General features: G+C 49.9%; 20 protein-coding genes. 14 read left to right on the plus strand and 6 right to left on the minus strand.

Annotation, left to right across the window (positions count from 1 at the left end):
• Positions 1-50 precede the first annotated feature (50 nt).
• From J9260_RS16625 to J9260_RS16645, 5 genes are all read right to left on the minus strand, one after another.
• Positions 51-1,502 (minus strand): hypothetical protein, encoded by a 1,452-nt coding sequence (locus J9260_RS16625; protein WP_210218828.1) that lies wholly within the window; start codon positions 1,500-1,502, stop codon positions 51-53.
• Between the two features lie 80 nt (positions 1,503-1,582).
• Entirely contained in the window at positions 1,583-1,909 is a 327-nt protein-coding gene (locus tag J9260_RS16630; protein WP_210218829.1) for a hypothetical protein, read from the minus strand.
• A 21-nt stretch (positions 1,910-1,930) separates the two neighbouring features.
• Positions 1,931-2,536, minus strand: a complete 606-nt coding sequence (gene lexA, locus J9260_RS16635; RefSeq protein WP_210218830.1) for a transcriptional repressor LexA — start codon at positions 2,534-2,536, stop codon at positions 1,931-1,933.
• Positions 2,537-2,760: 224 nt separating this feature from the next.
• Positions 2,761-3,597: an S-formylglutathione hydrolase gene (gene fghA, locus J9260_RS16640; RefSeq protein ID WP_210218831.1), complete on the minus strand. Its 837-nt coding sequence runs from the start codon at positions 3,595-3,597 to the stop codon at positions 2,761-2,763.
• A 9-nt stretch (positions 3,598-3,606) separates the two neighbouring features.
• The gene (locus J9260_RS16645; RefSeq protein ID WP_210218832.1) at positions 3,607-4,716 is read right to left on the minus strand and encodes an S-(hydroxymethyl)glutathione dehydrogenase/class III alcohol dehydrogenase; all 1,110 of its coding nucleotides are present in this window, start codon (positions 4,714-4,716) and stop codon (positions 3,607-3,609) included.
• A 95-nt stretch (positions 4,717-4,811) separates the two neighbouring features.
• On the opposite strand from J9260_RS16645, the gene J9260_RS16650 reads away from it, so the two are divergent.
• The 12 genes from J9260_RS16650 to J9260_RS16705 all read left to right on the plus strand — a co-directional run bounded on the left by J9260_RS16650 (position 4,812) and on the right by J9260_RS16705 (position 22,243).
• A complete protein-coding gene (locus J9260_RS16650) occupies positions 4,812-5,438 on the plus strand; it encodes a TetR/AcrR family transcriptional regulator (RefSeq protein ID WP_210218833.1) in 627 nt (208 codons plus the stop codon).
• Positions 5,439-5,623: 185 nt separating this feature from the next.
• The gene (gene pgi / locus J9260_RS16655; protein ID WP_210218834.1) at positions 5,624-7,225 is read left to right on the plus strand and encodes a glucose-6-phosphate isomerase; all 1,602 of its coding nucleotides are present in this window, start codon (positions 5,624-5,626) and stop codon (positions 7,223-7,225) included.
• Positions 7,226-7,330: 105 nt separating this feature from the next.
• The gene (gene glk / locus J9260_RS16660; RefSeq protein WP_210218835.1) at positions 7,331-8,329 is read left to right on the plus strand and encodes a glucokinase; all 999 of its coding nucleotides are present in this window, start codon (positions 7,331-7,333) and stop codon (positions 8,327-8,329) included.
• Positions 8,326-9,666 carry a glucose-1-phosphate adenylyltransferase gene (gene glgC, locus J9260_RS16665; protein WP_210218836.1) on the plus strand — a complete coding sequence of 447 codons (1,341 nt, stop codon included), beginning with the start codon at positions 8,326-8,328 and terminating at the stop codon, positions 9,664-9,666. Before glk ends, glgC begins: the two co-directional genes overlap by 4 nt.
• Entirely contained in the window at positions 9,648-11,372 is a 1,725-nt protein-coding gene (locus J9260_RS16670) for a glycoside hydrolase family 57 protein (protein ID WP_210218837.1), read from the plus strand. Before glgC ends, J9260_RS16670 begins: the two co-directional genes overlap by 19 nt.
• Positions 11,372-12,742 (plus strand): 4-alpha-glucanotransferase, encoded by a 1,371-nt coding sequence (gene malQ, locus J9260_RS16675; RefSeq protein WP_210218838.1) that lies wholly within the window; start codon positions 11,372-11,374, stop codon positions 12,740-12,742. Before J9260_RS16670 ends, malQ begins: the two co-directional genes overlap by 1 nt.
• On the plus strand, positions 12,739-14,628 hold the full coding sequence (glgB, locus tag J9260_RS16680; RefSeq protein WP_246499499.1) for a 1,4-alpha-glucan branching protein GlgB: 1,890 nt from the start codon (positions 12,739-12,741) through the stop codon (positions 14,626-14,628). Before malQ ends, glgB begins: the two co-directional genes overlap by 4 nt.
• Positions 14,629-14,671: 43 nt before the next feature.
• On the plus strand, positions 14,672-16,222 hold the full coding sequence (locus J9260_RS16685) for a DUF262 domain-containing protein (RefSeq protein WP_210218839.1): 1,551 nt from the start codon (positions 14,672-14,674) through the stop codon (positions 16,220-16,222).
• Entirely contained in the window at positions 16,219-17,286 is a 1,068-nt protein-coding gene (locus J9260_RS16690; protein WP_210218840.1) for an AAA family ATPase, read from the plus strand. Before J9260_RS16685 ends, J9260_RS16690 begins: the two co-directional genes overlap by 4 nt.
• Before the next feature lie 3 nt (positions 17,287-17,289).
• The gene (locus J9260_RS16695; protein WP_210218841.1) at positions 17,290-18,198 is read left to right on the plus strand and encodes a type II toxin-antitoxin system RelE/ParE family toxin; all 909 of its coding nucleotides are present in this window, start codon (positions 17,290-17,292) and stop codon (positions 18,196-18,198) included.
• Positions 18,199-18,262: 64 nt separating this feature from the next.
• Positions 18,263-19,726 (plus strand): glycogen synthase GlgA, encoded by a 1,464-nt coding sequence (gene glgA / locus J9260_RS16700; RefSeq protein WP_210218842.1) that lies wholly within the window; start codon positions 18,263-18,265, stop codon positions 19,724-19,726.
• Between the two features lie 18 nt (positions 19,727-19,744).
• Positions 19,745-22,243 (plus strand): glycogen/starch/alpha-glucan phosphorylase, encoded by a 2,499-nt coding sequence (locus J9260_RS16705; protein WP_210218843.1) that lies wholly within the window; start codon positions 19,745-19,747, stop codon positions 22,241-22,243.
• A 55-nt stretch (positions 22,244-22,298) separates the two neighbouring features.
• Here the strand turns inward: J9260_RS16705 and J9260_RS16710 are convergent, their stop codons facing one another.
• On the minus strand, positions 22,299-22,880 hold the full coding sequence (locus J9260_RS16710; RefSeq protein ID WP_210218844.1) for a thioredoxin family protein: 582 nt from the start codon (positions 22,878-22,880) through the stop codon (positions 22,299-22,301).
• A 139-nt stretch (positions 22,881-23,019) separates the two neighbouring features.
• On the opposite strand from J9260_RS16710, the gene J9260_RS16715 reads away from it, so the two are divergent.
• Positions 23,020-23,982, plus strand: a complete 963-nt coding sequence (locus J9260_RS16715; protein WP_210218845.1) for an MBL fold metallo-hydrolase — start codon at positions 23,020-23,022, stop codon at positions 23,980-23,982.
• Positions 23,983-24,277: 295 nt separating this feature from the next.
• On the plus strand, positions 24,278-25,480 hold the full coding sequence (gene sat / locus J9260_RS16720) for a sulfate adenylyltransferase (protein WP_210218846.1): 1,203 nt from the start codon (positions 24,278-24,280) through the stop codon (positions 25,478-25,480).
• Positions 25,481-25,567 lie beyond the last annotated feature (87 nt).

Genomic DNA, 25,567 nt, shown 5'->3' on the forward strand with positions numbered 1-25,567 from the left:
GAGCGGGATGAAGGGGCATGATATACCCACGAGCGTTATCTGCGGAACATTTATTGCGCTAGATGTGCGGCTGCGGGAATGTCGGTCGGCGGGCGATTTGCCCAACGATTAGCCAAACGGTATTTGGGTTTGCCAATGCCTTGTTCATGATTGGGTTCTAATACCGCTTCTTGTGCCAGTTTTTCGAGGATTTTTTCGGCGATGCGCTGGCGTTCCGGTTTGCCGATTAATGATGGTTGTAACCCTAAGGTTTGGGTGTGATGGCGAATAACCTCCGTCACCGCGTCTGTCACCGGGCGCACCGTGGGTTTGATCGTGCCATTGATAATACGGGTGCGCACTTCCGTATAAATCAGCCGGAAAAAGCGTTCGCGGGTTAAATCCGGCACATTTGACGGCATCGGTTCAGGGCGTTCCTCGGCTGTTGCTGGCGCGGCGACAGGCACTTCAACCGGTGTGGAGGGTTGCGCACGGGTTTCCGCTGTGCCATTGCTCACCGGCACACGCTCTGGTGTCACCCAGTTTAGGTAAGTTTCGCGCAAGGCATTGCCGTAATCTTTGGGAATGCCGTTTTCTTGAGCGGCGATTAATGCGGGATTTTCGGGGTGAATCAATTCACCGCGTGTGTCGCGCCCCAGCAGTAATAACGCGCGTTTGTGATCCGCGACATACGCCCCGACAAAGTGGAAAGCGTATTCAAACGTGCCAATAATAATCACTGAAAACAAAAACGATGCCCAAATCCCCGCTACCCCAAACAAACCTTTAATCAGGCGAATCATGGCGTAATGCTTGTCCTCGTCGTATTCCAAGGCTTTGGCTTGCGCAATTGCCCCACCCAGCAAATTCGCATGGTTGCTACCTTGCCATTGGGTTTGCTGCTCGAATGACAGCGATTGCTGTTGATAGCGGGCAATATTGCGCTCAATGGTGGCAAACGAAGCTTTCACCTTTGCCGCATTCGCCTGTTTTTGCGACCTGAGATTTTGCCAGTAATGCAATTGCGCCCGCGCATCAGCCAAGGCTTTTTGTTCCGGGGAAATTTGCGCGGCGGTGCTGGTTAAGGTGGTAATGCTGCCCAACGCGGCTTGGAACACTGGGGAGTTTTCCGAACGGTGGCGCACGGTAGCATCCTCACGTTCCATCGACTGCGACACTTCCGAAAACAGGCCGAAAAACACTACTACAATGGTGGCAGCAATTGCCGCCGAACCTTTGTAGCCGCTGGCGTATAAAAATGCTTGGGCGGCGGTAATCACAGCGGTAATGCCCAAACCTAATAGCGCGTTTGCCCATTGCTCCCCTGTCCAATTGGCGGGAATCATGTCGCCGCCCACGAAATATTTCACAACAAAAAACGCGGAAGCCAGAAATGCCGCGAAGGCCGCCATCAATAACCACGCCTCGGCTTTGCGCAAATCCGCGAGGATGTCGCGCAGGGATTTGGTAGCCACCAGGTGCGCTGGTCGGTCAAGTTTGGTGTTTGTGGTAGAATCAGTCATAATGAAACCCTCCTGTGATCGAACTCTTTGAATGCAGGGATTAGACGTGGGGGAAGTTGCCGCTTTCCTCACGTCGCTTTTCACATCCAACCTGCTAACATCAGTAATACGCCTAAAAACCACAGCAAGTGACCATCAGCCTTTAAGCTGTGTGCTGCCACTACTGCGCCCACCAATGCCAAACCAATCAGCATGTACGGTAAGTGCAACGTCGCACTCGCCATGTCACTGATTTGCCCGACACCGGGAAATAAAATCAACAGTACCCACACCGCGACTGCCCACACCACCAGCAAAGCGCGGGTGACTTTCCAGACCTGCCCCCATTCCGGTTGTGCATTCAGGGTGTGCAATTCACTCAGTTCTTGGCTGAGTGGCGGTTGTTGCGTTGTCATATCGCTAGTCATGGTTGTCTCCTTAGATGTTGTTTAATAGCTGCGGAATAAACCGACCATTTTGCCCTGTACCTGTACGCTTTCCGCCGGATAGACCATTGGGCGCAGCGTGCTGTTTTCGGGGCGCAACTCAATGTTGCCGTCGGGTAAATAGTAAATACGTTTGAGAGTGGCTTCCTCGCGTTCCACTAACGCTACCACTACCTCGCCATCACGTGCTTCCTCTTGGGTTTGAATCACCACAAAGTCACCGTCCATAATGCCGATGTCGATCATGGATTCGCCTTTGACCTCCAGTACGAAACGCCCTTTACCACTGAATATATCCAGCGGGTTAATTTCATCACGACCGGGAATCGCGGCTATCGGCTTACCGGCAGCGATACAGCCAATAAACGGTAACGCTAACGGCTGCTGCGGGTGGTGCGACTCTGCCTCGGAAGGCATCCGGTAGGCACGTTTACCCGTCGCTGCTTGCAAATAACCTTCCCGGATTAGGATTTGCACGTGTTGATGCACCGTACTGCGGGTATTAATGCCGCTGGCAAGGGCGATTTCATCCAAAGTCGGGGCGTAGCCGTTACGCGCGTACAAGGTTTGGATAATGTCCATAATTTGTTGCTGTCTTCGGGTGAGCATGGGCTTTCCTTTTATCAAAACGAACAAAACACGAACCAAATATACGTAAGCAAGGGCGGACAAAGCAAATCAAAAATTCTTAACTAGATTCGCTTTTTGTTCGGTTTTACCGATGAGCGGTAGATTTTGGGTGAGGTGACAAGGCTAGGTGATTGTTTTGGGAAGGATGCGGCTGCTTGGGGAAAGCAGCCGTAGATTGATAATTTTTCAGTTGGTCAGGCGCATTACCGTAATGCTTTGGCGTGCCAAGCAATATGTTCGCCGATAAACGTAGCAATGAAATGGTAGCTATGGTCATAGCCGTCTTGCATCCGCAAAGACAATGGCTGCTCAGCCTGCAAACAAGCGGCCTGAAATGCTTCTGGCTGTAATTGCCCGTCCACCAGAAACTCATCCGCAGTGCCTTGATCAATCAAGATCTCCGGCAGATGCGCCCCTGCCTGCACTAAGCATGTCGCATCATACGCTTGCCACAATGCAGCATTCTCACCCAAATACGCAGTGAAACAGCCCTTGCCCCACGCCGCATTCAGCGGGTGGCAAATCGGCGCAAATGCCGACACCGAACGGTAAGCTCCGGGATTTTTCAGTGCGGCAATCAATGCACCGTGCCCACCCATCGAATGCCCACTAATGGATTTCACCCCCGGAATCAGCGGCAAATGCATTTCCACCAAATGGGGTAATTCTTCCACTACGTAATCGTACATACGAAAGTGCTTATCCCACGGCGGCTGAACCGCATTGACGTAGAAGCCCGCACCTTGCCCCAGATCATAATGTTCTGGGGCATCCGGCACGCTATCCCCACGTGGGCTGGTATCAGGAATAATCAGCGCAATGCCATGCTCGGCGGCGTAACGTTGCGCCCCGGCCTTCACCCGAAAGTTGTCATCGGTACAGGTCAGCCCTGACAGCCAATACAACGCAGGCACATTGCTGTGCGCAGCCTGTGGTGGCAAATACATCGAAAACGTCATCTCGCTCTGGCACGCCACCGAATAATGGGTGTAACGGTTGAGGTAGCCACCGAATTCTTTAACACTTTCAATCAGCTTCATAGGCATTCCTTAGAAAATAATCACGGAACGGATGCTTTCGCCGCTGTGCATCAAATCAAACGCACGGTTGATGTCATCCAGCGGCATGGTGTGCGTCACCATGCTATCCAGCACGATTTCGCCGCTTAGGTAACGCTCGACGTAACCCGGCAATTCGGTACGCCCTTTCACGCCACCGAAGGCAGTGCCTTTCCAAGTACGCCCAACCACCAAGTTGAATGGACGGGTAGCAATTTCCTGCCCAGCCCCCGCCACCCCTATCACCGTGGAAACACCCCAACCCATGTGGGTGCATTCCAGCGCATCGCGCATCACGTGGACATTGCCAATGCACTCGAAGGAATAATCCACGCCGCCATTGGTGATTTCCTTGATGTATTCGCTGATCGAACCGTTCACGTCTTTGGGGTTAACGAAATCGGTAGCACCCAGTGCTTGCGCCATTGCCCACTTGCCGGGGTTGATGTCGATGGCAATAATGCGCCCGGCTTTTGCCATCACCGCGCCTTGGATGCACGACAAGCCTATTCCGCCCAAACCAAATACCGCAACCGTCGAACCTGGTTCAACTTTAGCCGTATTCAGCACCGCACCAATCCCCGTGGTCACGCCACAACCCAGCAAACACACTTTATCCAGCGGCGCGGCAGGGTTAATTTTTGCCAACGCAATTTCCGGCACAACGGTGTATTCCGAGAACGTGGAACAACCCATGTAGTGGTAAATCGGCTGCCCTTTGCAGGTAAAGCGGCGTGTATGGTCTGGCATATAGCCTGTCCACACCGTCGAGGCAATGGATTGGCACAAATTGGATTTGGTGGAATGGCAATATTCGCATTCACCGCACTCAGGAATGTACAGCGGGATAACGTGATCACCCGGTTTCAGGTTTTTCACACCGGGGCCACATTCCTCCACAATACAGCCACCTTCGTGACCGAGGATACATGGAAACGCGCCTTCGGGGTCATCGCCCGACAAGGTGAACGCATCGGTATGACACACGCCTGAAGCTACCACTCGCAGTAAAACTTCACCTTCACGCGGCTTTTCGACTTCAATTTCTTCAATCACCAGTGGTTTTTTAGGTTCCCACGCCACGGCTGCACGGCATTTCATACGCTCTACTCCTAAATGTATTGTTCCTCAAAAGTAGAATGAATGTTCATTTCTGTCAATTGCTATTTATCGGGGGATTGGCTAGGCTTGTCAGTATGCCGTACTTAAAGAAGTGTCCTACCCAGCCCGAACCGATTGACTGTCGTATTCTGACCGCAGCATTGGATTTGTTTGTCGAAAATGGCTACCACAATGTTTCAATCCACGAAGTGCAAAAGCGTGCGCAAGTCAGCATCGGCTCGATTTACAATCACTTCGGCGGCAAAGAAGGCGTGGCGCAAGCACTCTACAAACATATCCTTAATGAAGTCGACGAGTTAGTGGATGCGGTCATGGCGGAATACCCAACCCCTTGGCAGCAATGTGAAGCCATTATCCAGCAGTTATTTGGTTACACCGAAACCCACCGCAATATCATCGCCTTTGCGTTTCATGCCAAGCACACCGAATTCATTTCCGAAGAACCGTTGGCGTGTCGTTCTGCCCCGTTTACCAAAATGCGTCAGATTGTGCGCCAAGGTATCGACAACGGTGATTTCGTTGCGCTTGATCCGTGGGTCATTACCTCCAGCATTTTTGGTGGGGCGATCCGTATGATCCAGTTGCGCGTGGATGGTGTGATCGAAAATCCTTTGCCGGAATACGCGCCACAATTGCTGCAAACCATCCGTGCAGGCGTACTCCAAAACGGTGGTTGTCAGCAGGCGGCAACGGTCGGATAGGCTCGTGCGGCGCATTAAGCACAAAAACGGTGCAAATTCATTGCGCCTTCATCGTATTTCGCGGACAATTCTGTATCATCAATAACAATAACGTGCGTTAGATCAATACTGCGCATCCGTGTTCCGGCATATTATTTGCATACCCTTAACCATGTTTGTTTGCCGGGGCTTAGTGAGGAGGAATCATGCCAACTGTTCAAGCCGCATTAGCGGCACATTTCCAAGCCATTCGTGATACACACCTGCGTGAATTATTTGCGCAAGATCCGGCGCGTTTCGAGCGGTTTTCCCTGCGTGTCGGCGGTATTTTACTGGATTATTCCAAGAACCGAATTACGCCTGAAACCTTAAGTTTGTTGCTGCAACTGGCGGAAACAGCGGATGTTGCCGGATGGCGCGAGCGTATGTTCAGCGGTGATAAAATCAACCATACCGAAGGGCGTGCGGTATTGCACACCGCCTTGCGTAACGTCAGTAATACCCCGGTCATGGTCGATGGTGAGGATGTAATGCCAGCAGTCAATGCGGTATTAGTCAGCATGGAGGCTTTTGCCGCGCAGGTGCGTAGTGGTGCATGGCGTGGTTATACGGGCAAGCCAATCACCGATGTGGTGAATATTGGGATTGGTGGTTCTGATCTGGGGCCGCAAATGGTGTGCCAAGCCTTGAAACCGTATCAGTCACCGCAGTTGCGTGCGCATTTCATGTCGAATGTGGACGGGGCGCATGTAGTAGAGATTCTGGAAAATCTTGACCCTGAAACCACCTTGTTTATCGTCGCCTCGAAAACCTTTACCACCCAAGAAACCATGAGTAATGCGCATTACGTGCGTGAATGGTTTTTACAGCAGGCGCGTGACCCGGCGCACATTGCCAAGCATTTTGTGGCAGTTTCCACCAATCGTGCGGCGGTAATGGATTTTGGGATTGACCCTGCCAATATGTTTGGATTTTGGGATTGGGTTGGCGGGCGTTATTCGCTATGGTCAGCCATTGGTTTGCCGATTGTGCTGGCTGTTGGGATGGAAAATTTCCGTGCCTTATTAGCCGGGGCGCACGCAATGGATCAGCATTTCCGTAGCGCACCGCTGGCAGAAAATATGCCGGTGATCCTCGCGTTGCTGGGGGTATGGTACAACAATTATTTCGCGGCTGAATCGCAGGTAATTTTACCTTATGATCATTACTTGCGCAGTTTGCCGATGTATTTGCAGCAGGCAGATATGGAAAGCAATGGTAAATCGGTTGACCGCGATGGCAACCCTGTTAGCCAGTCGACCGGGCCGATTATTTGGGGAGCGACGGGTATCAATGGGCAACATGCGTTTTATCAGCTTATTCATCAGGGTACGAAACTGATTCCGGCGGATTTCATTATTTCGGTAACACCACCGACGGCCTTGCACGCGCATCACGATATTCTGATGGCTAATTTCCTTGCGCAAACCGAAGCGTTAATGCGCGGGCGCACCTTGGAGGAAACCGTTGCCAGTGGTGCGAGCGAGCCGTTAGCCCCGAAGGTGTTTGCTGGCAATCACCCTAGTAATGCTTTATTGCTGGACGCGCTGACTCCGCATACCTTGGGCATGTTGATTGCGTTGTATGAGCATAAAATATTCGTGCAAGGTGTCATTTGGAACCTAAACTCTTACGACCAATGGGGTGTGGAACTGGGTAAGCAGTTAGCTAAGCAAATTTTGCCGGAATTACACGCAGCAAGTGCGGTTCATAGTCACGATGCATCGACCAATGGTCTGATTAATCATTATCGCGAACAGGTGCAATAAGGAAAATATTCATCGAACCTTGACCTGTCACAAGGTAAAGCACAACGTGAAGCTGTTAGCATTGAGCTAAAGACAGATAGCAAAAAATAGAACCACAGGTATTGCATGGACATTATTGCAGGTGATATTGGCGGCACCAAGAGCTGGTTGCTATGGGCAAAGGTTGTCGATGGCGTGGTGAGTGTGTGCTTTGAGCATGTATACGCGAGTGCCGATTTCGTCAGTGCCGATAGCCTCATGCAGCAGTTTGTTAGCGATGCCCGGCAAAGCGCGTCGCCAGCGGTGGTGTGCCTTGCCTTGCCGGGGCCGGTGCAGGATGGGGTTATTCGTTTAACCAATCTCGACTGGACGCTGGAACGCATGGCACTGCAAGCAGCGTTGAAGACTCCACATTTACTATTTATCAATGATTTTCAGGCGGCAGCACGCGGTGTCGCCACGCTGACAGCATCCGATTACGTTATGTTGAATCCAGCGGAACCGCTGGCTGGCGCAACCCGTGTTATTACCGGTGCGGGCACGGGTTTGGGTTTGGCATGGATGCAAGCCAAAACCAAGGGGCGTTACCACGCTTTTGCCACAGAAGGCGGACACATCGACTTTTCCCCAGCTAATCCGCAACAGCAACGTTTATTGAGTTTTATGCGTGAAACTTTTGCGCATGTATCGTGGGAACGGGTGTTATCCGGTCCCGGTGTGAATCAGGTTTACCGCTTTTGCTTGCAAGATATGACCGGGGAAATCCCGCCTGCGTTGGGTGCGCGTAACGGTGCGGAAGTGAATGCCGCCGCTTTAGCTGGCGATCCGGTGGCACACGCAGCAATGGAGCTGTTTGTGGACATATACGCTAATTGGGTGGGCAATCTTGCCCTGCTCTATCAACCACGCGGCGGTTTGTATCTGGGCGGCGGTATTTCCGCACGGATTCAACCTTGGCTGCAAACTCCACGCTTTTTACAGGCGTGCTGCGACAAGGGGCGCATGTCCGGTTTAGTCCAGCAAACGCCTATTTATTTAATTACTAATACGCGCCTCGGCTTACAAGGAGCTTTGGCAGCGGCACTTGACACCACAATGATCTGCGATGAGGAAGCAACAATATGACCTTGGATAAACAGCAACAGGCCAAGCTGTACCGCTATTACACTGAGCCAAAGATGGTCACGGAATTGACCCGTAAAACGTTGGCGTTGGTGCTGGCGGGCGGTGAAGGTTCACGTTTGAAAGATTTGACCATGTGGCGAGCGAAACCGGCAGTGCCGTTTGGTGGTAAATACCGCATTATCGACTTTGCCCTGTCTAACTGCGTGAATTCCGGGATTCGGCGCGTTGGGGTATTAACCCAATATAAATCGCACTCGTTGATTCGTCACTTACAGCGGGCATGGGGTTTCATGCGTGCGGAGATCGGCGAATTCGTGGAAATTTTACCGGCACAACAACGTACTGCGAAGAAAGAGTGGTATCAGGGTACGGCGGATGCACTATTCCAGAATATGGATATTGTGCAGCGTCATGACCCCGACTACGTGTTAGTGCTGGGCGGTGATCATATTTACACAATGGATTATTCCAAAATGTTGATGTATCACCACGAAACGGGAGCAGATTTCACCGTGGGCTGTATTGAAGTGCCAGTGGAAGAAGCGAAAGGTTTTGGGGTGATGTCGGTGGATCAGGATTCACGGATTAACAAATTCGTGGAAAAACCCAGCCAGCCGGAAGAAATGCCGGGTAAGCCGGGTGTGGCCTTGGCTTCGATGGGGATTTACATTTTCTCGCGGGATTTCCTGTACCGCGTGTTGCATGAAGATGCATCTAAAGCCCATTCATCGCGCGATTTTGGCAAAGACATTATTCCGTCAAGTATCCATAAAGCCAAAGCAATGGCTTACCCTTTCCGCAAAAGCACGGGTGAACCGGGGTATTGGCGCGATGTGGGTACGCTGCATTCATACTGGCAGTCGAATATGGAGTTGTGCGGGGTTGATCCCGAACTGAATCTGTATGACCGTGATTGGCCGGTGTGGACTTATCAGGCGCAATACCCACCCGCTAAATTTGTGTTTGACGATGATGGTTGCCGTGGCGAAGCGATTGATTCGCTGATTTCTGCCGGGTGTATCCTGTCGGGGGCGCGGGTCAAGCGTTCCATGATCTTTTTCGCTTCAACGGTGGAAAAGTACAGCATTATCAAAGACAGCGTGATTTTGCCGAAAGTCAGTATTGGGCAGCATTGCCGCATTACCAAAGCCATTATTGATAAAGGCACGGTGATTCCTGACGGCACTGTAATTGGTGAAGATTTAGAACTCGACCGCAAGCGTTTCCACGTCACCGAAGAGGGGATTGTGTTAATTACGGCGGAAATGATGGGGCAGAAATTGCGCACCGGCAACAGTGACCAAGACAAGGATACCTTATGGCGGATGGCAAGCTAAATGTCGTTTTGTGCTGGCACATGCACCAGCCTTGGTATCGTGATGGCTTAGACGGTGATTACCGTTTGCCGTGGGTTTACCTGCACGGTTTGAAAGATTACAGCGATATGGCGGCACATTTGGAAATGCAGCCGCGTATGCGTTGTGTAGTGAATTTTTCTTCGGTGCTATTGGAGCAGGTGGATGATTACGCGCAGTCTGTAACCCAGTTTCTGGAAACCGGCGCACCGATGCATGACCGCTTGTTGAATTTACTGGCGGGTATCGAGCCGATTCCCGTTGATGTCAGTCAGCGTGCGGAACTGATCGGGGAATGCCAGCGTTGCCACGCGCCGACGATGATTCATAAGCACCCGCCGTTTCAGCGTTTGTTCAAAATGATTGGCGCAACCGATGAGTCGGGTGTGGGTAATCAGCGGTTTCGTTGTTCCTTGGTGTATTTAAGTGACCAGTATTTTCTGGATTTGCTGACTTGGTATCACTTGGCTTGGCTGGGGCAGTCGTTGCAACACCTTCCAAGTGTGCAACGCTTAATGGCGCAGGGTAAGGAGTTTACAGCGCAAGACCGGCATGAGTTGCTGCAAGTAATGCGTGATTGTTTGGCGGGATTGCTACCACGTTACCGGCAATTAGCGGAACGCGGGCAGGTTGAACTGTCGATGACTCCGTACATGCACCCGATTGTGCCGTTGCTCAACGATTTCCAGAATATGCGTTGTGCATTACCGGATGCACCTGCACCGCACGCAGCGGATTACCCGGAAGGTGTGGAGCGTTCGCGTTGGCATTTACAGCGCGGTATTGAAGTATTTGAGCATTATTTCGGGCGTAAACCGCAAGGTGTGTGGTTATCCGAAGGTGGTGTGAGCGAAGATGCGGTGCGCTTGCTGGATGAATACGGGATTCGCTGGACGGCTTCTGGTGAAGGTGTGTGGCGTAATAGTTGCCGCTTATCGGCTTACGACGGCGAGGACGAACACAGCAAACGCAGCCTGTTTATGCCTTACCAGTTGGCAGATTCTGAGGTGCGGGTGTTTTTCCGCGATGACGGCTTGTCGGATTTAATCGGCTTTAAATACAGCGATTGGCACGCCCGTGATGCCGTGGGTGATTTCGTTCAGCATTTGGAAAACATTGCGGTTTTCTTAAATAGTCATGCACCGCAGCGCGTCGTGTCGATTATTCTGGATGGGGAAAATGCGTGGGAATATTACCCGAACAACGGTGCGTATTTCCTCGAAGCCTTGTATGCCGCATTAGTGAGTTCTGATCAGATTAATGTCACCACCTTTGCACAAGTTAGCCAAACTTTACCCTCACGCCCATTGCCTGCGTTATGTGCGGGGAGCTGGGTGTATGGTTCGTTTTCGACTTGGATTGGTTCGCCAGACAAAAATCGTGGCTGGGATTACTTGGTGGAAGCCAAACACGTGTTTGATCGTGTGATGGCAGCAGGGTCATTAACACCGGCACAGCAAGAGCTTGCCAGCCGTCAATTAGGGGTGTGCGAAGGCTCCGACTGGTTCTGGTGGTTTGGGGATTACAACCCATCGGACAGCGTGCGTGATTTCGAGCGGTTGTATCGGCGGCAGTTGCGTAAGTTATACGCGCTGTTGGGTGTGCCAGCTCCCGATTATCTCGATAAGCCAGTTTCACAAGGCGGTGGCGGTGCGGAAAACGCCGGTACGATGCGCAGGAATACGTAATGGGTCAAGGGTTAAATACGGGGCGTGTTGCTGGTGTGTTGTTGCACCCGACATCATTGCCATCCGGTCGTTTGGATGCAGATGCTTATCGCTGGGTTGATTGGTTAGCGCAGGCGGGTTTACGGGTGTGGCAGATGTTGCCGTTGGGTGTGCCGCTGGTGGGGTTGTCGCCGTATCAGTGTGCGTCGGCGTTTGCGATTAATCCGGGGTTGTTTGCTGGCGGGGTGTCGGGGAGTGATGACGCTACCGCTTTCAGTGTTTGGTACGAAAGTCAGCGGCATTGGGTGGACGATTATGCATTGTTCATGGTGTTGAAGCAGCAGTTTGCGGGGCAGGAGTGGACGGCATGGCCGAGTGCGTTGCGTCAGCGCGAACCGCAGGCAATGGCGCAAGTGCGTAGTGAACACGCGGCGGCGATTAGCAGCTTGATTCAAGAGCAATACCGTTGTTATTGCCAGTGGCAGGATTTACGTCAATACGCCACCCGGCAAGGTGTCGCACTGTTTGGCGATATGCCGATTTTTGTGGCTTATGACAGCGCGGATGTCTGGGCGCACCCGGAATTGTTTTTGCTGAATGCAGACGGTGAAGCAGAATGGGTTACGGGCGTGCCGCCGGATTATTTTTCTGAAACCGGGCAACGCTGGGGCAACCCGCACTATCACTGGGAACGCATGGCGCAAACCGATTTCCAGTGGTGGCGGCAACGTTTGGAATACCATTTTGCGTTTTTTGATCTGGTGCGGATTGATCACTTTCGTGGCTTGGCGGCGAGTTGGATGATTCCGGCGAGTGAGCCGACCGCGATCAACGGTTACTGGCAAAACGTTCCCGGCGATGCCATGTTAGCCAGTATTCAAGCGGCTTTGGGCGATTTACCGTTAGTGGCGGAAGATTTGGGGGTGATTACCCCGGATGTCACCGCGTTGCGCGATAAATACGCTTTACCTGGTATGAGCGTATTGCAGTTTAGCTTTGACCATTTTGAAGATAACCCGCATAAACCGCAGAACGTGCGTGAAAATACCGTGTATTACACCGGGACGCACGACAATGATACCTTACTGGGCTGGTTTAACAGTCTGGATGCTGCGATGCAGCAACACGTCTTGCAGTCGCTGGCAATTACCGATGTGAGCGCGTTAACCACCGCGATGCTGGATACGGTGTTTGCCAGTAATGCGTTATTGGCGTTAGTGCCGTTGCAGGATTTATTGCAGTTGGATAATGCGGCACGAATGAATGTACCGGGGACAGTCGACGGCAATTGGCAGTGGCGTTTCCAGTGGTCACAGTTGCCGGAAAACTTGGCATCGGTTTTGCACGAATCCTTATTACACCACCAACGTTTAGGAAATACACCGCCATGAAACCACTGTTAAGTGCGTTCGACCTCAATTTGTTGATGGCAGGTAAGCATCATCATGCTTGGAAAATCTTGGGCGCACATCCGCTGGTACTAGAAGGCGTTGAAGGTTGCCGTTTTGCAGTCTGGGCTCCGGGCGTACAACGTGTGAGCGTGGTCGGCGATTTTAATCAGTGGGACGGGCGTGAACACCCGATGCGTTGTTGCGGGGATTCCGGGGTGTGGGAAGTATTTATTCCCGGCTTGCCAAGCGGCGCGGCGTATAAATACGAAATTCTTAACCGTAATGGGCATTTGCTGGTTAAAACCGACCCGTATGCCCAGCAAATGTTTTTACGCCCAGAAACCACATCATGCGTTCCGAGCGTAGGTGATTACACTTGGCAAGATGCGCAATGGGTAGCAGCACGCGCCGAGTTTGATTGGCAACATCGCCCACTCAGCGTTTACGAAGTGCATACCGGTTCTTGGCGCAAACACCCGGACGGGCGTTTTTATTCGTGGGCAGAATTGACGGAAACGTTGATTCCTTACGTGAAAGATTTGAATTACACCCACATTGAATTGCTCCCCGTAGCGGAACATCCGCTGGATGAATCGTGGGGTTATCAGGTGTCGGGCTATTACGCACCGACTGCCCGCCACGGTACGGCGGATGAATTTCGTGCTTTTGTGGATGCTTGTCACCAGCAAGGCATTGGGGTGTTGCTGGATTGGGTTCCGGCGCATTTCCCGAAAGATGCTTTCGCGCTGGCAAAATTTACCGGCGAACCGCTGTACGAACACGCTGACCCACGCAGGGGCGAACATCAAGATTGGGGAACGCTGATCTTTGATTTCGGGCGTAATGAGGTGCGTAATTTCCTGATTTCCAACGCGCTGTTCTGGATTGATGAATTCCATATCGACGGGTTGCGGGTGGATGCGGTGGCTTCGATGCTGTATCTGGATTATTCGCGCAAGGCGGGTGAATGGTTGCCGAATCAGTACGGCGGGCGTGAAAATTTAGAAGCCATTGCGTTCTTGCGGGAAATGAATACGGTGGTTCATGGCTATTTCCCCGGAGTGCTGACGATTGCGGAAGAATCAACTTCATGGCCTGCGGTATCGCGTCCGGTGGAGCTGGGCGGTTTAGGTTTTAGCATGAAATGGAATATGGGTTGGATGAACGATAACCTGTCGTACATTGAGCAAAACCCGATTCACCGCAAATATCACCATAATCTGCTGACGTTTAGCCAGATGTATGCGTATTCGGAAAACTTTGTGTTGCCGTTGTCGCACGATGAAGTGGTGCATTTAAAGCACAGTATGCTGGATAAAATGCCAGGGGATTACTGGCAGGCATTTGCGAATTTGCGCTTGTTTTACGCATGGCATTACGCGCATCCCGGCAAGAAATTGCTGTTTATGGGGTCGGAATTCGGGCAATGGGCAGAATGGAACGCCAAGCGTGAACTCGATTGGTCATTGTGCAGTTTTCCGGCACATGACAGCGTGCGCCATTTATTGCGGGATTTAAACCGGTTGTACCGGGATTTACCGGCGTTGCATCAGTTTGATTTTGACGGGCGCGGCTTTCAGTGGATTGATTGCCATGATTCGGATCAGTCGGTGCTGAGTTTGGTGCGTCGCGGCGAAACAGCGCAGGATACGGTGGTGATTTTGCTAAACTTTACCCCAGTGCCGCGCTATAACTACCGCATTGGTGTGCCGGAGGCGGCGAGTTATTGCGAAATTCTGAATACCGATTCGACTTATTATGGCGGTAGTAACTGCGGTAATGCGGGGGCGTTGTCGGTGTTGGCAGAGCCTTGGATGGGCTTTACGCATTCTGTGGAAGTGACTCTGCCACCGCTTGCCGCCTTGTTCTTATCGAGTGGAGCGTAGATAATCGGTGTCATTCCATGTTTTCAAAGGAAATAAAATCATCATGATTGATGAGTCCACGGAAATTGAGGCATCAGAGAATGGGGTTGTCCCAGAGAAACAGCTTACCACTATTCATGAAGCACGATCCGAGAGTGGTGAACCTGCGGGTGTCGAAGCTGATGATGCTGACGATCTGATTGAGCCATTTGATCCTGATTTGATTTCCATTGAACAGCGTGTTGTGCCGATGGATACCCTGATTCGGCGTTTGAAGCAAGGTTCTGTTCGTCTCAACCCCAATTTCCAGCGTAAAGAGGTTTGGGATGATGGGCGGCGTAGCCGTTTGATTGAATCTATTATCCTACGGATTCCTCTGCCGATGTTCTACGTGTCAGCGGATGTGGAAGGACGTTGGGACGTGGTGGATGGCTTGCAACGTTTGTCTACCATCCGTAATTTTATTTTGGGTGATGAGAACAACGCGAAATTGCGGCTGAAAAAACTGGAGTTTCTGGGGGAACGCTTAAACGGTAAAACGTTCGATGATATTGATATTAATAGTCCGGCCTATCAGCGGATGATCAATACCATCTTAGAAACAGAAATGCGCTTTACCATTATTAACCCAGGTACGCCAGAAGAAGTTAAGCGCAATGTTTTCAAGCGATTGAATACTGGTGGTTTACCGTTAACCTCCCAAGAAATACGTCATGCCTTGTATCAGGGGCAAGTAACAGATTTGCTCGCAACGTTAGCAGAAAGTAAATCTTTTAAGGAAGCGACAGATAACTCTATCAATGATAGTCGGATGGCAGCGCGTGAACTGGTGCTTTATTTCTTAGCGTTTGCGGTTTTTCCACACTCTGCCTATAAGGGTAATATGGATACATGGTTAAGTAATACCATGCGTGTTATTAACCTAATGCCCAATTTAGAGCAGTCAAAGCTTATAAAGATATTTGGTAGCCAAGAAAATATCCCTGAGATTAAAGTAAGAAGTATTAAATGCCTGAGTGAGCGTTTTGAACTTGCCATGAGGCGGGGGCTAATACTGTTTGGGAAATATACGTTCCGTAAATCCTTATCTGTTCGAGGTTATTATCGTACTCCGGTCAATAAAGCATTATTTGAAACATGGGGAAATATTCTCGCAGAATTAAATCAAGAAGATTTTAATGTATTGCATAGGAATAAGGAGCTTTTAGTGAGAGTATATGATATTCTGTTAAATGGCGATGATAGGCTGCGAGAATTGATTGATCCGTTTTTAATAGCAGATTTTGATTTTAAAGAGGAATCTTTAATATATAAAACATCTGATGGAATAATAAAAGAATTTAATTTAAAGAAATTGACATTTTTTGTATTTGGAGATGATATAGACTTTATCAGAGTATTCCCTCTGAGAATTCAAGAAACACCTTCAGAGGAAAATGAAAAAAGAATAGAAAATTATTCATGTCTTTTATTAAATGGACATATAGGGGAGTCACTTTACTCCTCTATCAGCCGCCATGCTTCAAAGGTTGAGAGCGTTAAGCGTCGTTATATGTATCTTGGTAATCTGGTGAAGAATATCATTACTTATGCAAAGCAGGAGCAAACGGCGTGATTAGTGCCATACATTTAAAAGCTTTTAAATCTTATCCTGATGCAGAAATTCCTTTTAAGCCACTGACTTTGCTATCGGGTTTGAATAATAGCGGCAAAAGCTCCCTGATTCAGGCGGTGCGGATGTATCAACAAGCAGCAAATGGTCAATCGCCGCTGTTAGAACATCATGGTGATGTCAGTGATATGCGTTCACGTTTGTCTTTTCCAAGTGATGCGATTGAAATTATGTGCATATTTACGGATGGCACGTCATCGCGTTTTCACTTGAATGATGATGCGTTGGAAAATCCCGAACGTTGCCCCGTCAGTTTTTATGTCAGTGCAGACCGTTTGGGGCCACAAACTGTGTTGCCGTTGCGTCGGGCATTTTCGGCACTACCAGACATGGGAGAACAAGGCCGTTATGTGTTGGATGTGTTGGGACGATTACGTGATTCACGGATACCTGACACATTGGTGCATCCCAAAGCGCAATCTAAATCATTGCAACATGTTCTGGATGGATGGTTAAGTGAGATTGCCCCCGGCATCGAGTTTTCATTTGAACCCGATGCAAAAGCGGATGTATCACGGGCAGAGATTGATACATTCCGTCCAGTCAATGTGGGTTTTGGCTTGAGCTATACCTTGCCTATTTTGGTAGCGGTTTTGGGTATGGTTGCACAAGCACCTGCTGATGGATGGGTTAATAATTGGGGTGAACGTTGGGATGAGAAGCGGCAATCGGAAGGGAGATTGGTGATTCTGGAAAATCCAGAGGCTCACTTGCATCCACAGGGGCAGACGGCAATGGGACGTTTATTAGCTTTAGCGGCTGCTTCAGGCGTGCAGGTATTGGTGGAAACACACAGTGATCACTTGATGGATGGTATTCGACTGGCAGTAAAAGAAGGTTTGCTGGATGCAGATAATGTTGCTTTTCATTATCTGACTAAAAATAAGGAGGGAGTGACTGAAGTTAAATCTCCTAAAATCTATCAAAACGGTAAACTGGATTTTTGGCCTGATGGCTTCTTTGATCAAGCCTTGAAAAACAGTGCATTGTTGGCGAAGCGGGGCTGATGCGTGGATATTAGTTTGTGCTTGAATCCAAACAGCTTCCCCGCTGCTTCTGCTGAGCAGGCTTACCAATTATTTGAAGATTCTTGGCAGGGTGTTTTAGCTTTATACCAGAATGGTGATCGTTACCTTCTGTATTTGGATACGCTTTCTAATGATAATTTGCATGATTTTTCTTTGGCGGAATCCTTCACTTACGATGATTTCTTGAACCTTTTAATGGCACGAGGAGAGCGGGATCTTCATAACTTTCTAACTCAGTTAGAGGATAAAAGTCCTGCTTTAGATTATTTAGACACAGAAACACTAGACGATATAGCCAGTTATTCGTTTTATATGCCGAATCATCCTATACCTAGATACGCGGACACCTTCTCCTTAGCTTATTTCCTCGATGCTATTTTGCTGAGCATCAACACATCGCCACAATGGGCTAGTCACCAAGTGACAATTGCACGGATAGCGGATGATGGGCGTTATATTGATGAGCAACTGGCTTTACACCATATTGCCACTCAGACACATGGGCAGCAATTATTTCAGCAGTTTTCACAGGATGATATTAAAGCTGTGTGTACTCAAGCGGTGATGACAGTTGAGTTCGTTAGTTGGTATCAAGAGCTTGCTGCTGAAAATAAACGGCGAGTGTTTGATAAGTTTAAGTTGGCTTGCGAACGCCAGTTTCAGGGAGCAAAACCTTTATTTGATTCACTCATCAATAGTGATGGTATCCGTGAAATACGCTTTAGTGCTTATTCCGGTGGAGCAATTCGCATCTTGTTCAAGGCGATGAGTGATGCTAAACACGCTATTTTGTTGGGCTTTATTAAGAAAAGTAACAGTGGTGGATATACTGAGAATATCCCTAAAGCAGAAGCGTTATTTCACCAGTTACAGATGCGAAATAACACATGACAGAGCCACTAATTAATTTCTTCTCTAAAACTGTATTTTCAATGAGATTGTAGAGATCAATGCCATGAAACTGTTGTTTGTTGCCAGTGAGGTGTTTCCTTTGGTGAAAACCGGGGGATTGGGGGATGTGGCCTACAGCTTGCCGTGTGCATTGCAGGCGCAAGGGGTGGATGTGCGTTTATTGTTACCTGCTTACCGCGATGTGTTGCGGAAGTTGGGGACAATTCGCATTTTGGGTTGGCTGGATGTGCAAGGTGCAAACCGTCAGCATAGTGTACGCGTGGTGGAAGCAGAGCACCCGGATTTTCCGTTTCCGTTGTGGTTAGTGGATTGTCCGGCATTGTTTGACCGCCCCGGCAACCCGTATTTGCAGCCGGAAGGTTACGATTGGGGCGATAATGCCGAGCGTTTCACCGTGTTTGCGCGGGTTGCTGCTGCCTTGGCGGAAGATGCACAGGGCGTTGGTTGGTTGCCAGAGGTGGTTCATGCGCACGATTGGCAAACCGGTTTAGTGCCTGCGTTTTTGGATCATTTGCCGCAACGCCCGCAACGGGTGTTTACCATTCATAATCTGGCTTACGGCGGGCATTTTTCCCAAGCGGATTTCGCCGCGCTGCAATTGCCACACCATTGGTGGTCGGCGGAAGGGGTGGAGTTTTACGGCGGCTTTTCCATGCTCAAAGCAGGCGTTGTGTATTCAGATGCAGTGACGACGGTTAGCCCGACTTACGCGCAGGAAATTTGTACCCCGGCGTTTGGTTACGGCATGGACGGCTTGCTGCAATCACGTCGTTATAAATTACACGGTATTCTCAATGGGATTGATACGGTTGCGTGGAATCCTGCGAGTGATCCGCATCTTGCCGCTTGGTATTTCGCCGGACAAGTTGAACCGGGCAAGAGCCGCAATAAACGCGAGTTGCTGAAACGTTTTGGGGTGGATAATCCCGGTGCGCATTTGCAACACCCGTTACTGGGCATGGTGAGCCGTCTGGTGGAGCAAAAAGGGGTGGATTTGGTGGTGAATGCCATTCCGACCTTGCTGGAAACGACCGAGGCGCGTTTGGTGCTGATTGGTGCGGGACACGGTTATTTTGAGCAACGTTTGCGCGAACTCGCGGCGCGATACCCGGAACGTGTGTTCGTTTTCATTGGTTACGATGAATCGCTGGCGCATCTGCTGGAAGCCGGTTCAGACGTGTTTTTAATGCCTTCGCGGTTTGAACCGTGCGGGTTAAATCAAATGTACAGTTTGCGTTACGGTACGCCGCCCGTGGTATTTCATACCGGTGGTTTAGCCGATACGGTGATTGACGCAACCCCGGAAGCCCTGAAGGCGGGAACCGCTAATGGTTTCGTGTTTCATGAGCTGAGTACCAAGGGTTTGTTGCAGGCGATTCAACGCGCTTTGGCGTGTTTTGCCAATCCCGCACAGTGGGAAGCGGTGCAAGCCACCGGAATGCAGCAGGCGTTTGGCTGGGAAAAAAGCGCGGCACAGTATTTGCATCTTTATCGTGCAGACCGCTAACGACAACGAGGAATTCCTATGACATCACAGTTTTCAACGCACGTGCCTTATGTGCCGGTTCCGCTTGACCCTTTGCCCAATGATGCGGAATCGTTAGGCAGCGATTTTCAGCGTTATTTGTCTTATCACTTAGGGCGTTTTCAGGGGTGTCCGCCGGTTTATTTGTATCAGGCGTTGGCGTATACCCTGCGGGATCGTTTAACCGTGGATTGGCGGGCGACGTGGGGCGATTATTTACAGCCGGGGAAACGCCGTGCGTATTACATGTCGCTGGAATTTTTGATTGGGCGTTCCCTCAGTAATAACTTATTAAACATGGGCGTAGGGGATGCGACTCAACAGGCATTACTCAACTATTGCGCCGATTTAGAAGAAGTGGTTTCGGAAGAGCCGGATGCGGGCTTGGGCAATGGCGGTCTGGGGCGGTTAGCGGCGTGTTTCATGGACAGTTGTGCGAGTTTGCGTTTGCCGGTGATTGGCTACGGGATTCGTTACGAATACGGTATGTTCCGCCAGCGCATTGAGCAAGGCTATCAGGTGGAAGACCCTGATCATTGGTTGCGCGATGGGCATCCGTGGGAAGTTGAACGCGCTGAATATACGCAGCGGGTGCAATTCGGTGGGTATACCGAGCACTATATTGATGCAAATGGCACGCGCAGGGTGCGTTGGAATAGCAAAGATGACGTGTTAGCGATTCCGTTTGATATGCCGATTTCCGGTTATCAAAATAATACCGTCAATACGCTGCGTTTGTGGAAAGCCACGGCGACAGATGAATTCAATCTGGATGAATTTAACGCGGGCAGTTATTCCGAAGCGGTGGAGGCGAAAAATCACGCCGAACACATTTCGATGGTGCTTTACCCTAACGATAGCAGCGAAAACGGTAAAGAATTACGCTTGCGCCAACAGTATTTCCTCGCCTCTGCCAGTATCAAAGATGCGGTGCGCTTGTGGGAACGTCAGGGTAACAGCGATTACAGCCTGTTTGCTGCCGACAATGTGTTCCAGATGAACGACACGCACCCGACCGTTGCGGTTGCGGAATTGATGCGTATTTTAGTCGATAAAAAAGGCATGGGTTGGGACGAGGCTTGGGCGATTACCACGAAATGCATGGCGTACACCAACCACACGTTATTGCCAGAAGCCTTAGAGCGTTGGCCGCTACACCTGTTTGAAAAGTTGTTGCCGCGTATCCTCGAAATTATCTACGAAATCAATGCGCGATTCCTGCGCGAAGTGTCGATGAAATGGCCGGGCGATACCGAACGTCAACGCCGCATGTCGATCATCGAAGAGGGTAACGTTAAGCAAGTGCGTATGGCTTGGTTGGCGATTGTGGGCAGTTTCTCGATCAATGGTGTGGCAGCGTTGCATTCGCAGTTGCTGGTGGATGGTTTGTTCCACGATTTTTACGAGTTATGGCCGGATAAATTCAACAATAAAACTAATGGCGTGACTCCGCGCCGCTGGGTAGCGCACGCCAACCCCGGCATGACGGCGTTGATCAGCAGCAAAATTGGTAACGGCTGGATTGCAGACCTGAGCGAATTGCAACGTTTGAAAAGCCTCACTACCAAATCCAATGATGACTTTTTTGCGGACTGGCAAGCGGTTAAATTTGCCAATAAACAGCGTTTGGCGAAACTGGTGTTGCAAGAGTGCGGGGTTGAATTTGACCCGTCCGCACTGTTCGATGTGCAGGTGAAGCGCATCCACGAATACAAACGCCAGTTGCTGAATTTATTGCACGTTATCCACTTGTACCGTCGGATTAAGCTGGGGCGTGTGGAAAATTGGGCAAACCGTTGCGTCCTGATTGGGGGCAAAGCCGCACCGGGTTACGTGATCGCAAAACGCATTATCAAGCTGATTAATAGCGTTGCGGACATGGTGAACAATGACCCGGAAGTCGATGGCAAGTTGAAAGTGGCTTTCCTGCCTAACTACCGGGTGTCGAGCATGGAAATCATTGCTCCGGCAGCGAATTTGTCAGAACAAATTTCCACTGCTGGGAAAGAAGCATCCGGCACGGGCAATATGAAGTTCATGATGAACGGTGCGTTGACTATTGGCACGTATGACGGTGCGAATATCGAAATTCTGGAAGCAGCGGGTGAAGAGAATTTCTTCCTGTTTGGGTTGCGTGCTGACGAGGTGGATGCACTGCGCCACGATTACCGCCCTTGGACTTATGTGGAACAGGATGAGGATTTACGCGGGGTGATTGACTGGTTGCGCAGTGGTCACTTTAACCCGTGCGAACCGGGCATTTTCGATATGGTGCTGGATGGGTTGTTGAGTCCGCACGATCCGTGGATGACTTTGGCTGACTTCCGCAGTTATGTGGATGCGCAGGAACGGGTATCGCAAGCTTGGCAGGATCAAACCCACTGGACGCGCATGAGTATTCTCAACACCGCATCGAGTGGCTTTTTCTCCACTGACCGCACCATGCTGGAATACAACCGCGACATCTGGAAATTAGTCCCCGGTGGCGCGGTCGAGTAAATCTGTTTTGTTTTTACGCCCTTCATCCGTCGCGGGTGAAGGGCTGTAACGCATCTTAGTGACCGTAATAATCCGGTTCGTTGCCCACTTTCCATTTGATATTGCAACCCAGCGAGGCTTTTTGCTCATCGGGCGGGTACATATTGTCTAACAGCCGATCCAAAGCATGACGCAAATCACTTCCGCTTGCCGTTACCCCATTGCTGGGGCGAGCATCATCAAATTGCCCCCGGTAAAACAACTTGTGATCCGCATCAAACAGGTATAAATCTGGGGTGCAGGCGGCTTGGTAGGCTTTTGCTACTGCTTGGGTTTCATCAAAAAGATAGGGAAAGGTGTAACCGTGCTGCTGTACTTCTTCCACCATTTTCTCAGGACTGTCATCCGGGTAATTTTCAACATCATTGGCATTAATCGCCACAATCGCCACGCCGCGTTCCTGATATTCACGGGCGAGTTGCGCGAAAGCTTCACGAATTAAAATCACGTAAGGGCAGTGGTTGCAGATAAAAGCAACCAGTAACGGTTTTCCGGAGAAATCTTCGCGTGCCACGACATTGCCGCTGGCGGGTTCGAGCAGGGCGAAGTCGGGAGCTTGTGTGCCAAGTTCCAGCATGGTTGACGGGGTGCGAGCCATAGGAGTGTCTCCTTATTGAAATTGAAACGAGATAACAGTGGTTTGCTGAATTATACCCAGAGTTGTCGTGCTGAAGACAACAAACCTCCGTTTTCAGGTAGAATGCTGCGTTGCGATAACACACCAACGGAGGCATAACATGACGGCACGCTATCAAGATTTAGGCAATGGGATTTACTGCATTGACACCGATTTGTACCGCCCGCACATGGCGGCGTGTTATCTGGTGCGCGAAGGTGATGCGGTAGCGTTTGTGGATACGGGGACTTACCACACGATTCCACTGTTAATCGCAGTGTTAGCCGATTTGGGTTTGGGCGTTGAGCATGTGCGTTATGTGATTCCGACTCACGTTCACCTTGATCACGCAGGGGGCGCAGGCGAGTTGATGGCGCGTTGTCCGCAGGCGCAATTAATCGTGCACCCCAAAGGTGCGCCGCACATGATTGATCCGTCGCGGTTACAAGCCGGAGCAACTGCCGTTTACGGTGAGGAAGGTTTTGCTAAAGATTACGGCAAATTGATTCCAATTCCTGAAGCGCGGGTAACATTGGCACAAGACGGTCATACCGTGGATCTGAACGGACGCATCCTGACGTTTTACGATACTCCCGGTCACGCAAATCACCACGGCTGCATCTGGGATGAACGCAGTGCTTATTGTTTCACTGGCGATACCTTCGGGATTTCTTACCGTGAATTTGATACGGCAAAGGGTGTATGGATGTTTGCACCGACTACTCCCGTGGCATTTTCACCCGATGAATGGTTGGTAAGTTTGGATAAGCTGCAAGCCCTGCAACCCGCTGCGATGCTGTTAACCCATTACGGTCGAGTCACTGATGTACCACTGCTAATGGAAACTTTACGTAAAAGTATCAGTAAGTTAAGTGAGATAGCACTGGCATTGCGTGGTACTCCGCAAGATCGTGTAGCCCAGTTACGTGAGCAAATCATGCAGTACTGGCTTGAAGAGATAGCAGCTCATGGTTGTAACCTGTCCGAAAGGGATAGCCGGGAGTTACTGGCTGTTGATTCGGAATTGAATGCACAAGGATTGGATGTTTGGTTGCAGCGTTTGGATAAAGTAAAACATCGTTAATATTCAGTAGATTGGAATAGTATATGAATAAAGTCAACTAATCCAAGCATTAAGGATTAGTAAATTATAATATAATTATCTTCTTGAAAATTAATGAGATAGCATGGCTTTTGATAAAAAAAACTTATGCACCAACAAGAACAAACTCATAGGCTTACGCACTAAAAGCGTATAAAGTATGCGTGTTTCAAAATTCCGCGAACACTACCAATGGAAAATTTATATATATAATAGATTTTTGTTATTGGCGGTGCGATTTTGTAAAAAAATTAGCCTATCAGGAATGCGCAGATCCATGTCTAAGTTAGTAGCACCACACGGTTCCGACGAACTCAATCCACTATACGTATCAGATGCTGCTGAGCGAGAAGTGTTACAGCAAGAAGCTGAAGGATTACCATCCATTGTCGTTAGCTCTGCCACTGCTGCGAATGCTGTCATGCTTGCTGGTGGTTACTTCAATCCGCTTACTGGTTACATGAATAAGGCTGATGCATTGTCAGTCGCTAACAATATGCATACCACTTCGGGTCTGTTCTGGCCGACACCCGTTCTCAATCTGGTTGAAGATGCTGGTAGTATCAAAGCAGGCGATCGTATCGCGCTGAGAGACCCTAATGTTAGCGGTAATCCGGTTTTGGCGGTGATGGATGTGGAAGCTGTTGAAGCATTCACTGACGAAGAAATGGCTACCATGACCCAGCAGATTTATCGTCCTGCTGAAGGTGAAGCGCATATCGGCGCGGATACGTTCAATTCCCAAGGCAAAGTTTGCCTGTCAGGGGCGATCAAGGTACTGAACTTCTCCTACTTCCAGAGCGAATTCCCGGATACTTTCCGTACTGCTGTTGAAATCCGCAATGAAATTACCGAGCGTGGCTGGAACAAGGTCGTTGCCTTCCAGACCCGTAATCCGATGCACTTAGCACACGAAGAACTGTGCCACATGGCGATGGATCGTCTCGGCTGTGATGGCTTGGTCATCCATATGCTGTTGGGTAAGCTGAAGAAAGGCGACATCCCTGCTCCAGTACGTGATGCTGCAATCCGCAAAATGGTAGAACTGTACTTCCCGCCAAACAGCGCGATGGTAACCGGTTACGGTTTCGACATGTTGTATGCAGGGCCTAAAGAAGCGGTATTACATGCCGTGTTCCGCCAAAACATGGGTGCGACGCATTTCATTATTGGTCGTGACCATGCGGGTGTTGGTGATCATTACGGTGCATTTGATGCTCAGGAAATCTTCGATAAGGAAGTGCCTAAGGATGCGCTTAAGATCGAAATTTTCCGTGCAGACCACACGGCTTACTCCAAGAAGTTGGATAAGGTTGTGATGATGTGCGAAGCACCGGATCACAAGAAGGAAGATTTTGTACTTCTTTCTGGTACCAAAGTTCGTGAAATGCTTGGTCAGGGCATTGCACCACCGAAGGAGTTTTCTCGTCCTGAAGTGGCTCAGATCCTGATCGATTATTATCAAAGTGAAAACGACTAAGATAAGTCGAAATGAAAATCTCTGGGCATTCGGCAATATAGCCGCCCAGAAAAAGTATCTCTGGTGCAGTCTGAGCTTTGAGGAAAG

The organism is Thiothrix unzii (genome assembly GCF_017901175.1).
GTDB classification, from domain to species: Bacteria; Pseudomonadota; Gammaproteobacteria; order Thiotrichales; family Thiotrichaceae; genus Thiothrix; species Thiothrix unzii.

Bases quoted from the DNA above. Each gene is read 5' to 3' on its own strand.
- J9260_RS16625 (WP_210218828.1), bottom strand. From the start codon at position 1,502: ATGACTGATTCTACCACAAACACCAAACTTGACCGACCAGCGCACCTG.
- J9260_RS16630 (WP_210218829.1), bottom strand. From the start codon at position 1,909: ATGACTAGCGATATGACAACGCAACAACCGCCACTCAGCCAAGAACTG.
- lexA (WP_210218830.1), bottom strand. From the start codon at position 2,536: ATGCTCACCCGAAGACAGCAACAAATTATGGACATTATCCAAACCTTG.
- fghA (WP_210218831.1), bottom strand. From the start codon at position 3,597: ATGAAGCTGATTGAAAGTGTTAAAGAATTCGGTGGCTACCTCAACCGT.
- J9260_RS16645 (WP_210218832.1), bottom strand. From the start codon at position 4,716: ATGAAATGCCGTGCAGCCGTGGCGTGGGAACCTAAAAAACCACTGGTG.
- J9260_RS16650 (WP_210218833.1), top strand. From the start codon at position 4,812: ATGCCGTACTTAAAGAAGTGTCCTACCCAGCCCGAACCGATTGACTGT.
- pgi (WP_210218834.1), top strand. From the start codon at position 5,624: ATGCCAACTGTTCAAGCCGCATTAGCGGCACATTTCCAAGCCATTCGT.
- glk (WP_210218835.1), top strand. From the start codon at position 7,331: ATGGACATTATTGCAGGTGATATTGGCGGCACCAAGAGCTGGTTGCTA.
- glgC (WP_210218836.1), top strand. From the start codon at position 8,326: ATGACCTTGGATAAACAGCAACAGGCCAAGCTGTACCGCTATTACACT.
- J9260_RS16670 (WP_210218837.1), top strand. From the start codon at position 9,648: ATGGCGGATGGCAAGCTAAATGTCGTTTTGTGCTGGCACATGCACCAG.
- malQ (WP_210218838.1), top strand. From the start codon at position 11,372: ATGGGTCAAGGGTTAAATACGGGGCGTGTTGCTGGTGTGTTGTTGCAC.
- glgB (WP_246499499.1), top strand. From the start codon at position 12,739: ATGAAACCACTGTTAAGTGCGTTCGACCTCAATTTGTTGATGGCAGGT.
- J9260_RS16685 (WP_210218839.1), top strand. From the start codon at position 14,672: ATGATTGATGAGTCCACGGAAATTGAGGCATCAGAGAATGGGGTTGTC.
- glgA (WP_210218842.1), top strand. From the start codon at position 18,263: ATGAAACTGTTGTTTGTTGCCAGTGAGGTGTTTCCTTTGGTGAAAACC.
- J9260_RS16705 (WP_210218843.1), top strand. From the start codon at position 19,745: ATGACATCACAGTTTTCAACGCACGTGCCTTATGTGCCGGTTCCGCTT.
- J9260_RS16710 (WP_210218844.1), bottom strand. From the start codon at position 22,880: ATGGCTCGCACCCCGTCAACCATGCTGGAACTTGGCACACAAGCTCCC.
- J9260_RS16715 (WP_210218845.1), top strand. From the start codon at position 23,020: ATGACGGCACGCTATCAAGATTTAGGCAATGGGATTTACTGCATTGAC.
- sat (WP_210218846.1), top strand. From the start codon at position 24,278: ATGTCTAAGTTAGTAGCACCACACGGTTCCGACGAACTCAATCCACTA.